This is a genomic window from Acidobacteriota bacterium, from assembly GCA_039028635.1.
Taxonomy (GTDB): Bacteria; Acidobacteriota; Thermoanaerobaculia; order Multivoradales; family JBCCEF01; genus JBCCEF01.
Genome location: JBCCHV010000021.1, coordinates 78,481 through 92,986, shown reverse-complemented (window position 1 = coordinate 92,986; position 14,506 = coordinate 78,481). Strand labels below are relative to the sequence as shown.

Annotated in this window: 12 protein-coding genes; 10 read left to right on the top strand and 2 right to left on the bottom strand. The window is 67.0% G+C overall.

Annotation, left to right across the window (positions count from 1 at the left end; all coding sequences use genetic code 11):
- The first annotated feature begins 316 nt into the window (after positions 1-316).
- Positions 317-1,285, top strand: a complete 969-nt coding sequence (gene nudC, locus AAF604_10715) for an NAD(+) diphosphatase (protein ID MEM7050126.1) — start codon at positions 317-319, stop codon at positions 1,283-1,285.
- Here the strand turns inward: nudC and AAF604_10710 are convergent.
- Both AAF604_10710 and AAF604_10705 read right to left on the bottom strand, forming a co-directional pair.
- Positions 1,204-2,439, bottom strand: a complete 1,236-nt coding sequence (locus tag AAF604_10710) for a crosslink repair DNA glycosylase YcaQ family protein (GenBank protein ID MEM7050125.1) — start codon at positions 2,437-2,439, stop codon at positions 1,204-1,206. The two genes, nudC and AAF604_10710, sit on opposite strands and share 82 nt — an antisense overlap.
- A 236-nt stretch (positions 2,440-2,675) precedes the next feature.
- Positions 2,676-4,622 (bottom strand): prolyl oligopeptidase family serine peptidase, encoded by a 1,947-nt coding sequence (locus tag AAF604_10705; GenBank protein MEM7050124.1) that lies wholly within the window; start codon positions 4,620-4,622, stop codon positions 2,676-2,678.
- A gap of 318 nt (positions 4,623-4,940) precedes the next feature.
- On the opposite strand from AAF604_10705, the gene AAF604_10700 reads away from it, so the two are divergent.
- From AAF604_10700 to AAF604_10660, 9 genes are all read left to right on the top strand, one after another.
- Positions 4,941-7,337, top strand: coding sequence for an ADOP family duplicated permease (locus AAF604_10700; protein MEM7050123.1), 2,397 nt, complete (start codon positions 4,941-4,943; stop codon positions 7,335-7,337).
- Between the two features lie 4 nt (positions 7,338-7,341).
- A complete protein-coding gene (locus tag AAF604_10695; protein ID MEM7050122.1) occupies positions 7,342-8,532 on the top strand; it encodes an FAD/NAD(P)-binding protein in 1,191 nt (396 codons plus the stop codon).
- Between the two features lie 265 nt (positions 8,533-8,797).
- Positions 8,798-9,235 carry a hypothetical protein gene (locus AAF604_10690; protein ID MEM7050121.1) on the top strand — a complete coding sequence of 146 codons (438 nt, stop codon included), beginning with the start codon at positions 8,798-8,800 and terminating at the stop codon, positions 9,233-9,235.
- Between the two features lie 14 nt (positions 9,236-9,249).
- Positions 9,250-9,840 (top strand): sigma-70 family RNA polymerase sigma factor, encoded by a 591-nt coding sequence (locus tag AAF604_10685; protein MEM7050120.1) that lies wholly within the window; start codon positions 9,250-9,252, stop codon positions 9,838-9,840.
- On the top strand, positions 9,837-10,208 hold the full coding sequence (locus AAF604_10680; protein ID MEM7050119.1) for a hypothetical protein: 372 nt from the start codon (positions 9,837-9,839) through the stop codon (positions 10,206-10,208). Before AAF604_10685 ends, AAF604_10680 begins: the two co-directional genes overlap by 4 nt.
- A 71-nt stretch (positions 10,209-10,279) precedes the next feature.
- Complete coding sequence (locus AAF604_10675) at positions 10,280-10,972, top strand: hypothetical protein (protein MEM7050118.1); 693 nt, start codon at positions 10,280-10,282, stop codon at positions 10,970-10,972.
- 253 nt (positions 10,973-11,225) lie between these two features.
- A complete protein-coding gene (locus AAF604_10670; protein ID MEM7050117.1) occupies positions 11,226-12,083 on the top strand; it encodes an ABC transporter six-transmembrane domain-containing protein in 858 nt (285 codons plus the stop codon).
- Positions 12,084-12,234: 151 nt separating this feature from the next.
- A complete protein-coding gene (adh, locus tag AAF604_10665) occupies positions 12,235-13,752 on the top strand; it encodes an aldehyde dehydrogenase (GenBank protein ID MEM7050116.1) in 1,518 nt (505 codons plus the stop codon).
- 240 nt (positions 13,753-13,992) lie between these two features.
- Positions 13,993-14,367 carry a DUF779 domain-containing protein gene (locus AAF604_10660; GenBank protein ID MEM7050115.1) on the top strand — a complete coding sequence of 125 codons (375 nt, stop codon included), beginning with the start codon at positions 13,993-13,995 and terminating at the stop codon, positions 14,365-14,367.
- The last annotated feature ends 139 nt before the right edge of the window (positions 14,368-14,506 follow it).

The following is a 14,506-nucleotide window of genomic DNA, read 5'->3' as shown; positions in this document are numbered from 1 at the left end:
TCTTGATCATGTCCCGGAGCCTAGCAGGCTGCTGAAGAAGCCCGCGAGGCGGCATCTTCAGCGCCTGCTGTTTATTTCAGGGGCGCCCGGCCAGGGGGGCTAGAAGGCGCCCCCCTCAGGCCTACGCGGCCCGGCTTCGCGCATGTCGCGCGCCTTCACCCCAATCCAGGGCGGCCCCGTCCTCGGCGCCGAAGGCGCCGCCTCGCCCGCTGGGCTCGGGGTCCCATGCGGGCCGGAAGTCCTCGAACCTGAACTTCTTCAGCAGTCTGCCTAGCAGGCTGGCGGCGGACCTCCAGCGGGCCCTAAAATGGAGCCCATGGACCGCCCCTACCCGATCCGCAACATCCTCACCGGTGGACGCCTCGACCGCGCCCACCAACGGCGCTCCGATGCCGCCTGGCTGCGCGCCCGGCGCCGCGACGGCACCAGCCGCATCCTGCCGGTGTGGCGCTCTCAGCCACTGATTCAACGCGGCGACCCGCCACGAGCCGGCTCGGTGAGCCCGAGCTGGGCCTACCGCCTGGTCGGCGATGGCGCGACCTGGGTTTTTCTGGGGCTGCTCGACGACGTTCCCTGGTTCACCCTCGACCTCTCCCACCTCGAGAGGCCGCCGGCCACCCTGCTCAAGGGCGGCCGCTTCGTCAGCCTGCGCGACGTCGGGCCGCTGCTCGAGTCCAGCGAGGCTTCGATCGTGACCTTCGCCTGTGGCATCAGCAACTGGCACCGGGCCAATCGCTTCTGCAGCACCTGCGGCCACGGAACTCGCGTCAGCGAAGGCGGCCACCAGAGGGTCTGCACCCAGAGCGGCTGCGGCCGCAGCCATTTCCCGCGCACCGATCCGGCGGTCATCGTGCTGGTCCACGACGGCGCCGACCGGTGCCTTCTGGTGCACCAGCCGGAGTTCCGGCCGAAGGTCTACTCCACCCTGGCGGGGTTCACGGAGCCCGGCGAGAGCCTCGAAGAAACGGTGGTGCGAGAAGTCCAGGAGGAGACCGGCGTGGTGGTCTCGGCGCCGCGCTATCACTCGTCCCAACCGTGGCCATTTCCGAGCTCGATGATGGTTGGCTTCATGGCGCGGGCGCTGCGCACCGAGCTCGACCTCGATCCCCGCGAGATCGCCGACGCCCGCTGGTTCTCGCGCTCCGAGCTGCGGGCGGCGGTGGCGGCGGACGAGATCCGCCTGCCGTCGCCGGTATCGATCGCCTATCGCTTGGTGAGCGATTGGCTCGAGGGCGGCGACGGCCCGAGGCGCGAGCCGAGGGTCAGTCGAAGCGCCTCGGCATAGCCGACGAGGGCCGAGTCCATGGCGGCGCGATCGGCCGGCGACGGTCGCTCGGCTTCGAAGTGACAGGACAGAACCATCAGGCGGCCCTGCCGCATCTCGGCCTTGAGGTCGACGCGCCCGATCAAGCGTTCACCGGCGAGCACCGGCAGACAGTAGTAGCCGAAGCGGCGCTGTGGTGCCGGCTTGAAGATTTCGAGCAGCTGCTCGAAATCGAACAGTCGCTGGACCCGACCGCGATCCCACAGGACCGGATCGAAGGGCGACAGCAACACCCCTCGGTCCCGCCGCGGCCGCACCCGCGCGAGGCGCTCCGCCAGCTCGAGATCCCGAACTCGAATCCAGCCCGGCGTCGCGCCATCGTTCAAACGACAGGGCACGATCTCCCCCGCCTCCTGCAGCTCGCCCAGGGCGGTTGCGATCGGTTGGCGCAGGTTTCTCAACCGCCAGGTCGCTGCCAGGGTGCCGGTGGTCGCCCAACCGTGACCGGCGAGGGCGCGCCGCAGCAGATGTCGCAGAGCTCGCGGTCGCTCCCAAGGCTGGTCCCGGAGCTCGGCCGGGATCACCCGCTCGGTGAGGTCGAAAACGCGCTGAAAGGAACGCCGCTCGCGAATCGCCAGGTGCCCCGCGGACCACAGCGCCGCAGCCACCTTGACGGCGATCTTGAGATTCCACCAGCCTTGGCCTCCCTGCCCGTCGAAGTCCTTCGAGCGCAAGGGACCTTCGGTCTCGATGCGGCGCAGCAGGCCGTCGGCGACCGGGCGGTGCTGGCGTAGCAGGTCACCCCACCAAGGGTGGCTTTGGAACTCCCTCCGGCGCCACTCGAAGGCCGGGTAGAGGTCCCAGGGAATCCAACTCGCCTCATGGCCCCAGTACTCGAACAGCGGCGTCCCCGGTGCCAGCAAAGACTCGCCGAGGGTCGGGTCGAGACCCGCCAGGCGCGACAGCAGCACCAGGCAATGGCTGCGCGCCCCGGCGATCGAAACGGTGTCGAGCTGCAGATAGCCGAAGCGATCGACCACCCGCAGCGCCGCCGAGCGCGCCAATCGACGGCCGCTCTTCGGCATCCCGGTCCACTCCGGATTGAGCAAGCCGGCGCGGGCCAGCGCCAGGCGTCGCGCCCGGCGCTGGTCGAGGGTCTGAATCGGGGCGGACATGGCTTGCCGAGCTTACGGCAAGGACCAGCCTGCTAGCAGGTTGCTGAAAAACTCGTTGGCAACCTGCTACCGGGCCCGAGAGGGCCCGGCGGTGGCGAAGCCACCGCGATGGGTGAGGAGGCCCAAGAACCGCGCTTCTTGGGCCGGAGCGGGACGCGCAGTCAGGGGCGCGTAGCCCCTCTCGGAATAAACAGCAGGCGCTGAAGAAGCCGCCACGCGGCTTTTTCAGCAGCCTGCTACTCGCCGAGCAAGTGCTTTTGCAGGAAGAGCACCACCGCGCTGTTGTAGTAGTCGCGGTTGCCCTTCTTGCGGAAGCCGTGCCCTTCGTCCTTCGCCAGCAGGTACCAAACGTTACCGCCGGCAGCGCGAATCTCCTCCACCATCTGCTCGCTCTCGGAAGCCGGCACCCGCGGGTCGTTGAGGCCCTGGACGATGAACAGCGGATTGGAGATCTCCGCTGCGCGCCGGGTCGGCGCGATTTTCTCGAGGAAGGCGAGCATCTCCGGATCGCGCTCGTCGCCGTACTCCACCCGGCGCAGGTCGCGGCGGTAGTCCTGAGTGTTCTTGAGGAAGGTCACGAAGTTGCTGATGCCGACGATGTCGATGCCGGCCTTCAGGCGGTCGTCGTAGTGGATCATCGAGGCCAGCACCATGTAGCCGCCGTAGCTACCGCCGATCACCGCCACCCGCGAGGCGTCGAGCTCGGGCTGCTGCTCGATCCAGTCGAGGAGGGCACCGATGTCCTTCACCGAGTCCTCGCGTTTGAAACCGTTGTCGAGCTTCAAGTAGGACTTGCCGTAGCCCGAGGAGCCGCGCACGTTGGGCACCAAAAGGGCGATTCCGAGCTCGTCCATGAAGAAAGGCGAGGTCGAGCTGAAGAAGGGCCGCGCCTGGCCTTCGGGACCACCGTGAATGTTGATCAGCACCGGAAACGGCCCCTTGCCGGCAGGCTTGTAGTAAAAGGCCGGAATCTGCCGCGCCTCGCCATCGGCCTGATCGAAGGTCGGGTAGTGGATCAGCTCCGGACTGGCGAACTCGGAGGTGTCGAGCCCGCCGACTTCGGAGTGAGTCCAGCGCTCCAGCCGCTGGCTCGCGAAGTCGATGGCATAGACGTCGCCCGGCGTCTGCGACGAGCTGATGCCAAGGCCGAGCTGCCGGCTGTCGGGACTGAACTCGAGACCGAAGACCTGCCCCGGGGGCAGCTCCGGCGTCTTCACCGGCTGAAAATTGGCGACGTCCCGCACGTGGAGCTTGCTGATGCCCCCCTCATTCACCGTGAAAGCGATGTAGCGGCCGTTGGGAGAGATGGTCGCGCCACCGACATTCCACGGAATGTCGCCGGTCAGAATGCGGCTCTCGCCGGTCGCCAGATCGTAATAGCGCAGATGCTGAAACTCGCTCCCCTGGTCGGAAGCGAAGTAGATGCCCTTGCCGTCCGGCGCGAAGGCGGCGGTGCCGTAGGAGACCTTGTCCTCCGTCGGGTTGAGCTCGGTGAGCTCACCGCTCGCGAGGTCGAGAAGGTGCGGCCGGGTCTCGTTGGCGGAGATCAGCTTGGCCACCAGCAGCTTCTTGCCATCGGGCGAGAACTCGGCCGGTGCCCAGGCTCCCCCCGCCTCGAGCACCGAGCGGCTCGGCTGGCCGTCGAGGCGACCGACGTGGATATCCCAGTCGCGGCCATTGCGGCGCGTCGTGAAGTAGGCGAACTGGCTACCGTCCTCGGACCACACCGCCCCGCCGTTGCGCGACTTGCCGTCGGAAACCATGCGGTGGGAACCGGTGGCGAGATCGAAGGCGAAGAGCTGAAAAAACTCGGAGCCTCCCACGTCTTTCTGGAAGAGCAGCGCACCGGCCGCCGGGTTGGGGTTGATCGAGGTGCCGCTGACCGGCTCATCGAAGAAAGTGAGCTGCTGCCGGGAGCCCCCCGGTCGCTTGACCCAGTGGAGCTGGCTGGTCTCACCGAAGCGAGTCGAAATGACGATTCCCTCGCCGCCCGGATGCCAGCCTTGGAGTCCTGCCGAACGCGTGTTCTGGTAACGCCGCAGACGCTCCGTCAGCTCGGGAGGAATCTCCGGAACACCCTCGATGACGAGATTTCCACGCTCGACGCGCTCGACTTCGGCGGCGGCGAGCCACCCGGGAAAAACGAATAGCAAGGCCACGGCAAGAATCCAACGTTTGGTCATCACCAGCTCCTGTCTCGATTACTTGGCTTCGGAAGTCCTCGGCGCGCGCCCGACCCAGAATCGGCGGCGCGCTTTGACGAGGACGGCCCGGTCACTCCTCGAGTGGTTCTACGGAGCATACGACGAGATCGAACGGGCCTTTCAGACCTCTTGTACGGAGCGGAGCCGATTCGGTTCCAAGACACCGGGGACCGGCCTCCGAAGGCGAGGTCGCGGCAGCGCGACCTGATCCCCTGAAATTTGATATCGATTTTGCATTATCATTATCGCAAGGCGGCCCCAGAGCTGCTTATCCGCCCTTCGAAACGCGGGATTCGAATGAGCCACCTCGTCCAAGACCTCGCCTTTGCTCTGCGCGGATTCCGCCGCCGGCCGACCTTTGCCGCGATCACCGTCCTGACCCTCGGGCTCGGCCTCGGCGCCACCGTCACCGTGGCGAGCTTGATTCAAGCGCTGTTGCTGAGGCCACTGCCCTTTCCCGAAGCCGACCGGCTGGTGCGAGTGATGGCCTACATGGGCGCCGAGCCGGGGCACCTCACGCAGCGGGAGATCGAGGAGCTGCAGCGCGACAGTCGCATCTTCGAAACCGTCGGGGCCTATTACCTCAGCCAGTACAACGTCACCGGCGATGGTCCTCCGGAAGTTGCCCCCACCGCGATCAGCGCCTATCCCCTGTTCGAGGTGCTGGGCAGTCGATTCGCTCACGGCGGCGCCTTCTCGGCCGAACAGGACTTTCGCTTTCAGAACCGCGTCGTGCTGAGTCATCGTTTCTGGCAGCGCCGCTTCGGTAGCGACCCCGGAATCGTCGGCGGCACCATCCTCCTCGACAGCGGCTCCTACGTCGTCGACGGTGTTCTCGCGCCCGCCAGCAGCTTTCCACCGGGAGTCGATCTCTACCGCCAGGTGACCGACTACTACGGTCTCGATGGTCGGCGCCATTCGGTGCTCGCCCGCCTGCGACCGGGCGCTTCCCTGGAGCAAGCCCAGCAGGAGATGACGCGATTCGGTCGCCTCTGGCAGGAGCGCTTTCCGGAGCTCAATGGTGGAGTCCAGTTCGGCGTCGTGCCGCTGCGTGACTCGTGGGTCGGCGCGGCGCGCCCCTACCTGCTGATGCTGGCGGTCGCGGTGGCCCTGGTGCTGCTGATCGCGATCGTCAACACCGCCAATCTCCTGCTCGCCCGCGCCAGCGAGCGGCGCGAAGAGCTGGCAGTCCGGATCTCCCTCGGAGCAAGCCGCATTCACCTGCTGCGTCAGGTGCTCGTCGAGAGCATCGTGCTGGCGACCTTCGGCGGGGGCCTCGGGCTGATGATCGCCAGCTTCGGCCTGCGCTTCTTCAGCGGCCTGGTGCAAGCCGACCTGCCGAGCTGGATGGAGATCCGGCTCGATCCCATCGCCTTTGCAGTCGCCGCGGCCTTGGTGCTGATGAGCGGCATGCTCGCGGGCCTGGCCCCGGCGCTGCTCGCCTCTCGCTCCGCCTCCGGCCACTCCATGGTGCGAACGCGAGGCGCCACCGGTGGACCGTCGGCCGGTTTGCGAGGCGCCCTGGTGACCGGCGAGATCGCCCTCGCCTTGATCCTGCTGGCGGGCGCCGGCTTGATGATTCGGAGCGCCTTCGCCCTCGATCGCCAGGATCTCGGATTCGCCAGCGAGAACCTGTTCACCGTGCGGGTCGATCCCCCCTACTGGACCTACAACAAGATCGAGCAGGTCACCCCATTCTTCGAGCAAGCCCTCGAGAATCTGCGACAGATCCCGGGAGTCGAGGGCGTGGCGGCGAACCAGAATCTGCCCCTGGCCCGGCTCGACTCGAACAGCAAACGAGTGCTCACCCTCGAAGGGCAATCGGCGGAGGAGCAAGAGGCCAATCCCTTCATCCACCTCCAGTCCGTCGGCGCCGGCTACTTCGAGGTCATGAAGATCCCCATGCGCCAAGGTCGGTCCTTCGACTCCGGCGATCGGCAAAGCACCCAACCGGTGGTCGTCCTGAGCCGCGGCCTGGCCCAACGGCTGTGGCCCGATGGCGCCCTCGGCAAGCGCCTCAAGCTCGGTCCTCCAGAGTCGCCGGAGCCCTGGATGACGGTGGTGGGCATCGCCGGCGACGTGCGCAGTGAACGGCGTGCCGGTGACTTCAGCCTCGACCTTTACGTCTCCCATCGGCAGCACTTCACCGGCGACACTTACTTTGCGCTGCGCAGTTCTCTCGAGGCCACCCAGCTGACGCGCCAGGTCGAAGCCGCGATTCAGAGCGTCGACCCCGACCTGCCGCTCTTCGACGTGGCGCCGATGCAGGAGCGGCTGGCCCGGGTGGAATGGCAGCGCCTGGTGACGAGTCGCCTGTTCTCGATCTTCGCCTTGCTCGCCCTCGCCCTCGCCGCCGGCGGCACCTACGGCGTGATGTCCTACCACGTCACCCTGCGCCGACAGGAGATGGGGATCCGCCAGGCCCTCGGCGCCCAACCCCGAGACCTCCTGTCCCTGATCATGGCCCAGGGCCTTCGCATCCTGTTGCGTGGCACCTTGATCGGCGTGCCCGCGGGCCTCCTTCTCGGCCGCCTGATCGAGAGTCTGCTGTTCGGCGTTGCGGCGACCGACCCGCTGAGCCTCTTCACCGCCTGTTTCACCCTCGCCCTGGCGGTCCTGGTGGCCTGCCTGCTCCCCGCCCTGCGAGCCGCCAGGCTGAGTCCGCTGATCGCGATCCGCGGCGAGTCGGCCTAGTCGAATGAACGTCCTCGACTGGCTGATCGTCGGCGGCGGCCCCCACGGCGTCCATCTCGCCGCCCGACTGGTGGGCGAGGGCGGAATCGACAGCGCTCGCCTCGCGATTCTCGATCCGGCGGCGCAACTACTCCAACGCTGGCGATCGTTCACCTCGGCGACCGGCATGTCCCATCTCCGCTCTCCCGGCGTGCACCACCTCGATCTCGAGCCGTCCTCGCTGATGCGCTTCGCCGGCGACCGGCGCAAACGACCGCCGGGACTCCTGCGCAGCCGCTACAACTGCCCGTCCCTCGACCTCTTCAACGCGCACTGCGATCACGTCATCACGCGCTTCGGTCTCACCGGCCTTCACCTGCGCGGCAAAGCCGAACGGCTGCAGCCAGAAACGGACGGCGTTCAGGTGACCACCTGTGACGGCACGACCATCGCCGCCGCGCGAGTGGTTCTGGCCCTCGGCGCCGGCGACCAGCCGGAGTGGCCGGAATGGGCCGTGGGCCATGGTTCGCGCATTCGACACCTCTTCGATCCGCCCGGGCAGCCATCGCCCCATCGGTCGGACCCGGGCGAGCGCGCCCTCGTCGTCGGTGGCGGCATCTCGGCGGTCCAGGCCGCGATCCGTCTCGTCGCCGATCAGCGAACCGTCGACCTGGTGACCCGCCACCCGCCGCGGGTCCATCGTTTCGACAGCGACCCGGGCTGGCTGGGGCCGAAGCTCATGCCTACCTTCGAACGCGAAAGAGACCCGGACGGGCGCCGCCGCATCATCCAGCAGGCCCGCCACCGAGGCTCCGTGACGCCGGAAGTCCGTCACGCCCTGCGCGTCGCCCTCGCCAGTGGGCGTCTCACGCTCCACCACAGTGAGGTCTCGGGTCTCGAGGTCGATGGCGCCGGCCTGCAGCTCGAGCTGACCTCCGGCGAGCGGATCGACGGCGACCATCTCTACCTGGCGACGGGTTTCGCCAGCCGGCGCCCGGGCGGCGCCATGCTCGATCGCCTGGTCGACGAGCACGACCTGCGCTGCGCCGCCTGCGGCTATCCGATCGTCGACTCCTGGCTCCGCTGGCACCCGCGGATCCACGTCACCGGCCCGCTGGCCGAGCTCGAGATCGGTCCTGTCGCGCGCAACATCGCCGGTGCCCGGCGCGCCGGTGATCGCTTGGTCGACGCGGCTCTCAAGCAACCCGCCGCCTGAAGGCCAATCCGCGCCATCCGGGGCGGGCGCGCCCCGACTCGACCTCGGCAGCCTCGACTCGGGGCTGCCAGGCCCTCGCACCCGGCGACCCAGAGCTCGAGCCCCCTGCGCCGGAGCGGGTGACACCTTCTGCCTCCGCAGAGCAGAAAATGCAACCTCGGACGGCCCCCCTGAGTCCTACTGAGCGAAACCCAGGCGCAAAGGGCAAAATCACCGGGCCCGAGGCGCTGCAATCGCGACCAATTCCTAGAAAGGAGGACCGGCGATGGGATCTACCAACGTGGCACTCTGGCTGTTCCTGGCTACCGGGGCGGTAGCCACTTTCACCTTCATCACGATCGTCTCCTGGGCTGAGAACCGGCGCAAGGAGCGTCAGGAGTACTACCGCTTCGAGTTTCGCAAGCGCTTGGTCGAGAGCGGCAAGATGGACGCGGCGGGCGTCACCTCGTTGATGCAGTACGAGCACAAGCTCAAGCTTCAGCAGGCCCGCGAGAAGCTGCTGGTGGCGGCCTTCGTCCTCATCGGGGTGGGCATCGGCATTTGCCTCGGCCTGCAGTTCGTCAGCGGCGGGGCTTGGAGGCTCGGCTTGATTCCGGGCAGCATCGGCGCCTGCATGTTGCTCTACGGAGCTGTTTTCGCCTCCAAAGTGGATCCCGGACCGCCGCCGCCCGGCTGGTCGTCCGACACCCTGGAGCAGGACTGAAGCGGAGCTCGATCTTGTCTTCGGAATCCTCGAGCCGCGATGACGACGCGGGCATCGTCGCCCGCGTCCTGGCCGGAGACACCAATGCCTTCGAGGGCATCGTCTCTCGCTGGCAGGGGCCGCTCCTCAGCCTCGCCTACCGCCTCAGCCGCGATCACAGCCTGGCAGAGGAGATGGCCCAGGAGGCCCTGCTCAAGGTCTTCCGCAATCTGAAGCGGTGGCGCGGCGAGGCGAAGTTCTCCACCTGGATGTTCTCGGTGGCCCTCAACCACTACCGCACCAGACTGCGTCGTCACATTCCGCCCGCCGTCGAGCTCGCCGACGCCGAGGCGGTCGCGGCGGCGGGGGACCTCGCCAGCGAGATGGCCGCAGCCAGCCGCGACAGCATCGTTCGGCGGGCCGTGGCCCTTCTGCCACCGAAGTACCGCGACACCATCGTGGTCTACTATTTTCAACAGCAAGACGTGGTCGAGACGGCCGCGACGTTGGGCACCAAGCCGGGCACGGTCAAGGCCCGCCTGCATCGGGCCCGTAAACTACTGAAGACCAAGCTGAAGGCGTTGGGGCACCCACTCGCCCTGGCGAACCGCGAGGCCGAAGCATGAACGAGAACGAGATCAAGGAGCTCGATCGCATCCTCAGCGAGGAAGAGGAGCTGAATCCGAAGGCAGAGTTCTCCACCCTGGTCATGCGAGCGGTTCGAGAAGAGGCGGCGGAGCGGGCCCCCATTCCCTTCCCGTGGGCGCGCTTCCTTCCCGGATTCTGCCTCAATCTCGGAATGCTTCTCGCAGGCCTGGTTTGGGTCTTCCTGATGCCCGGAAGCCCTGCCGAGACACCGTTGATCACGGCGGAGATGCTCTCCGATCCTCGAACGCGAGATCTGACTTGGGCGGTCGCAACGATGGTCGCCACCGGAGCCCTGGGGTGGGCCACCGCGCGGTGGGTTTCCCCTGGAAGGGCGAGCTCTGTCTAGGGCGGCCCTCGCTCGCATCCGAAGGTGGCGGCGTGACCGACGCCCGAAATCAACCCTCGAGGAGAGTCCCGATGAAGCCAGCCACCCTCCTCTCCATCGCAGTGTCCGCGGCCTCCGTCGCCGTCCTCGCGCTGCCGTGCGTCGCGGCGCAGGACTCGGTGCTCGCCGAGGACGACTTCTCGACCGACCAGCTCGCCAGCGACTGGACTTGGGTGCGCCAAGACGAGGCCGGGTGGCGCCTTGCCGACGGCAAGCTCGCCATCCGCACCCGCGGCCAGCTGTGGGGACGAGAGAATTCACAGCGGAACGTCCTGCTCCTCGCAAACCCGAGCCCTCTACCCAACGCGGTGGCCGCCGAGCTGACGGTCGATGCCGGCCTGGCGATGACCCACGCTTACGAGCACGGCGGGCTGATCTGGTACTTCGACGACGACCACTGGGTCACCCTGACGCAGCTCAATCACGTGCAGCACGAAACCCAGAAGATAATGCTGGTCCATGAAAGCGATGGCCGCGGCCGCGACCGGGCTTCCAAGGCGGTGCCGTTCCAAGGCGAGAAGGTCGAGCTCCGCCTCGAGCGTCGCGGAGCCGAGTTCACCGGCTACTTTCGACCGCCCGGCGCCGAGGCCTGGCAGCGGCTTGGGACGGTCGAGCTCGAGCACTCGGGCTCGACGCCGACCTTCGGCGTGGTCGCCGGACAGGGCAAACACGACGAGTGGCACTGGGTGGAGTTCGACGATTTTCGCGTTCTGGCGCTGCCCTGAGCGGGACGTGGCCCGGCGGCGAGACCAGCGAAGCCATTGCAACCGCCGGCAGCCGAAGGGATCACTCCTGACCAGCGAAAGAACGCCGTCGATCCCGACGTACGGGGAGCGGCTATAGGGAGCGGCTGGCACCACCATCCGCTAGCCAGACCCCAAGGCCGTCCGTCTCGTCGCGGCAGCTTGCTGAAGCCGTCCCGAGAAGAGAGCATCAGCGGACTCTTCGCTGCTCCGAAGCTCGAGAGAAGGACCCATCATGAACCGAGAACGACTCAGCCTGTCCCAGATCATTCGCACTTTTCCCGGCCGCATCGGCGTCACCTGCACGCTGGTGATGATCGAGATCGTGCTGCTGGCCTTCGTGCCGCTGCTGATCGGCTTGGCGATCGACGGTCTGCTCGCCGGGCGCTCCCGGGAGCTGGTCTGGTTCGGCAGCGCGCTGGTGGCGCTGACCGTGGTGATGGTGACGCGGCGGGCCTTCGACACCCGCGCCTACGGCTCGATCCGGGTGCTCCTCGGCGCCGCCCTCGATCGCCGGTTTCCGCACCTCTCGGTGTCCGCCAAGAGCGCCCGCCTGGGCATGGCGCGGGAGCTGGTCGATTTCCTCGAGCAGGACCTGCCCACCCTGCTGACCTCGGTGATCCAGATCCTGGTGACGCTGGCGGTCCTCGCCACCTTCGATCTTCGGCTGGCGGTTTCGGCGATGGTCGTCACGGTGGCGATGATCGTGGTCTACGCCTTCTCCCACGGACGGTTCTTCCGCCTCAACGCCTCCTTGAACAGTCAAATGGAGCGACAGGTGACCCTGCTGGAAGAGGGCCGGCGGACTCGCATCTTCGGCCACCTGCGCAAGCTGCGCGATCTCGAGGTCAAGCTGTCGGACACGGAGGCGCTGGTCTACGGCTCGATCTTCCTGCTGCAGATCGGATTCATCGTCTTCAACCTCTGGATCAGCGCCAGCCTGCCGGAGATCAGCGCCGGGCGCATCTTCTCGATCGTCACCTACTCGTGGGAGTACGTCGAGGCGGCCACCATGCTGCCGGTCAGCCTGCAGACCTGGTCGCGCCTCGCCGAGATCACTCGACGGATCAATCAGAGCGCCACCGAGGCCTGAGACTTCGGAAGGGAGGATGTCGGCGGTCGGCGGCGCTGCTTGTCTCAGCGGGCCGCGGAGTGTTACGTTGAAAATAGCTTGCCTTGATGCGCATAGTGGCACTCGTCACTGCCGTAGACGCCCACCGTCGAATAGGAGGAGCGAAGTGACCATCCAAGAAGCACCGTCCACCCTCACCACCCGCCCAGACTTCAAAGATCGTTACGACAACTTCATCGGCGGTCGCTGGGTCGCCCCCAGGTCCGGCGCCTACTTCGAGAACGTCTCTCCAATCCACGGCCAGCCGATCGGCGAGATCGCGCGCTCGAACGCCGAGGACGTCGAAGCCGCCCTCGACGCTGCCCACGCCGCAGCCGATTCCTGGGGTGCCACCTCGACCACCGAACGCTCCAACATCCTGCTCAAGATCGCGCAGCGCATGGAGGATGACCTCGCCGCCCTCGCCGCCGCCGAAACCTGGGACAACGGCAAGCCGATCCGCGAGTCCACCGCCGCCGACCTGCCCCTCGCCATCGACCACTTCCGCTACTTCGCCGGCGTCATCCGCGGCGACGAAGGCTCGATGTCGGAGATCGACAACGACACCATCGCCTACCACTTCAAGGAGCCGCTGGGCGTCGTCGGGCAGATCATTCCGTGGAACTTCCCCCTCTTGATGGCGACCTGGAAGCTCGCCCCGGCACTCGCCGCCGGAAACTGCGTGGTGATCAAACCGGCGGAGCAGACGCCGGCCTCGATCCTCGCCTGGATGGAGCGCATCGCCGACCTCCTGCCGCCGGGAGTGATCAACATCGTGAGCGGCTTCGGCCTCGAGGCCGGCAAGCCGCTGGCGTCGAGCAACCGCGTCGCCAAGGTCGCTTTCACCGGCGAGACCACCACCGGTCGTCTGATCATGCAGTACGCCTCCGAGAACATCATCCCGGTCACCCTCGAGCTCGGCGGCAAGTCGCCGAACATCTTCTTCGACGACGTCCTCGCCGCCGACGACGCCTACCTCGACAAGGCGATCGAAGGCTTCGTGATGTTCGCCCTCAACCAGGGCGAGGTCTGCACCTGCCCGAGCCGGGCCCTGGTCCAGGAGTCGATCTACGACCGCTTCATGGAGCGGGCCCTCGACCGCACCCGCGCGATCATCCAGGGCAACCCCCTCGATCCGGCCACCATGGTGGGTGCCCAGGCCTCCTCGGAGCAGTTGGAGAAGATCCTCTCCTACCTCGACATCGGTCGTCAGGAGGGCGCCGAGATCCTCACCGGCGGCGGCCAGCCGAGCATGCCCGGTGAGCTCGCCGGCGGCTACTACGTCGAGCCGACGATCTTCCGCGGTGACAACTCGATGCGCATCTTCCAGGAGGAGATCTTCGGACCGGTGGTGTCGGTGACCACCTTCAAGGATGCCGACGAAGCCCTCACCATCGCCAACGACACCCTCTACGGCCTCGGCGCCGGTGTGTGGAGCCGCGATGCCAACACCTGTTATCGCTTCGGCCGCGCCATCAAGGCCGGGCGCGTGTGGACCAACTGCTACCACCTCTACCCGGCCCATGCGGCCTTTGGAGGCTACAAGCAGTCGGGCATCGGTCGCGAGAACCACAAGATGATGCTGAGCCACTACCAGAACACCAAGAACATCCTGATGAGCTACGACCCCAACCCGATGGGGTTCTTCTAGCAGGCTGCTGAAAAGTCCGCTTCGCGGATTTCCAGCGCTGCTCGCTTGTTTAGGGGCGCCCGGCGAGGGGGCTAGGCGCCCCCCCGCCAAAAAAAGTGCGATCTTTTTGGCTCACCCCGTCTCACGGCTTCGCCGCCGAGCCCTTCCGGGCTCGGTCGCAGGTTGCCGATGAGTTATCCAGCAACCTGCGAGTCCACGGCCCCGACAACATCCCACCGGACCCTACGTGGAGGAGTGACGATGACCGATTCCGGAAACCCACCCGTCGATCGCGTGGTGGCGACCCCCGAGGCGCTGGCTCTGATCGATGAGATCCGCACCGACCATCCATCGATTCTCTTCCACCAGTCCGGGGGCTGTTGTGACGGCTCTTCGCCGATGTGCTACCCGACCGACGACTTCAAGGTCGGCAGCCGCGACGTCAAGCTCGGCGAGATCGATGGTGTGCCGGTCTACATCAGCGAGCCGCAATTCGAGGTCTGGCGTCACACCCAGCTCATCCTCGACGTCGTTCCCGGCCGCGGCGGGATGTTCTCCCTCGACAACGGTCGCGAGCGGCGTTTCCTGGTGCGCTCGCGGATCTTCACCGACGACGAGCTCGCCAGCCTCGCCTGACGCTGACAGCCCGCACCGTGAGGCTCAGACGCCGGTCGCCGAGCGACCGGCATCCCTTGCTGCTGGACCGATCCGGGCCGACACCAGGCGTCCCAACCACCAGCGGCAAACCGACCTCCTGCCCGCCGGCAGGCTTCTT

What these genes read in the sequence shown, in the direction of transcription:
- nudC (MEM7050126.1), top strand. Translation starts at nt 317, where the DNA reads ATGGACCGCCCCTACCCGATCCGCAACATCCTCACCGGTGGACGCCTC.
- AAF604_10710 (MEM7050125.1), bottom strand. Translation starts at nt 2,439, where the DNA reads ATGTCCGCCCCGATTCAGACCCTCGACCAGCGCCGGGCGCGACGCCTG.
- AAF604_10705 (MEM7050124.1), bottom strand. Translation starts at nt 4,622, where the DNA reads ATGACCAAACGTTGGATTCTTGCCGTGGCCTTGCTATTCGTTTTTCCC.
- AAF604_10695 (MEM7050122.1), top strand. Translation starts at nt 7,342, where the DNA reads ATGAACGTCCTCGACTGGCTGATCGTCGGCGGCGGCCCCCACGGCGTC.
- AAF604_10670 (MEM7050117.1), top strand. Translation starts at nt 11,226, where the DNA reads ATGAACCGAGAACGACTCAGCCTGTCCCAGATCATTCGCACTTTTCCC.
- AAF604_10700 (MEM7050123.1), top strand. Translation starts at nt 4,941, where the DNA reads ATGAGCCACCTCGTCCAAGACCTCGCCTTTGCTCTGCGCGGATTCCGC.
- AAF604_10675 (MEM7050118.1), top strand. Translation starts at nt 10,280, where the DNA reads ATGAAGCCAGCCACCCTCCTCTCCATCGCAGTGTCCGCGGCCTCCGTC.
- AAF604_10680 (MEM7050119.1), top strand. Translation starts at nt 9,837, where the DNA reads ATGAACGAGAACGAGATCAAGGAGCTCGATCGCATCCTCAGCGAGGAA.
- AAF604_10690 (MEM7050121.1), top strand. Translation starts at nt 8,798, where the DNA reads ATGGGATCTACCAACGTGGCACTCTGGCTGTTCCTGGCTACCGGGGCG.
- AAF604_10660 (MEM7050115.1), top strand. Translation starts at nt 13,993, where the DNA reads ATGACCGATTCCGGAAACCCACCCGTCGATCGCGTGGTGGCGACCCCC.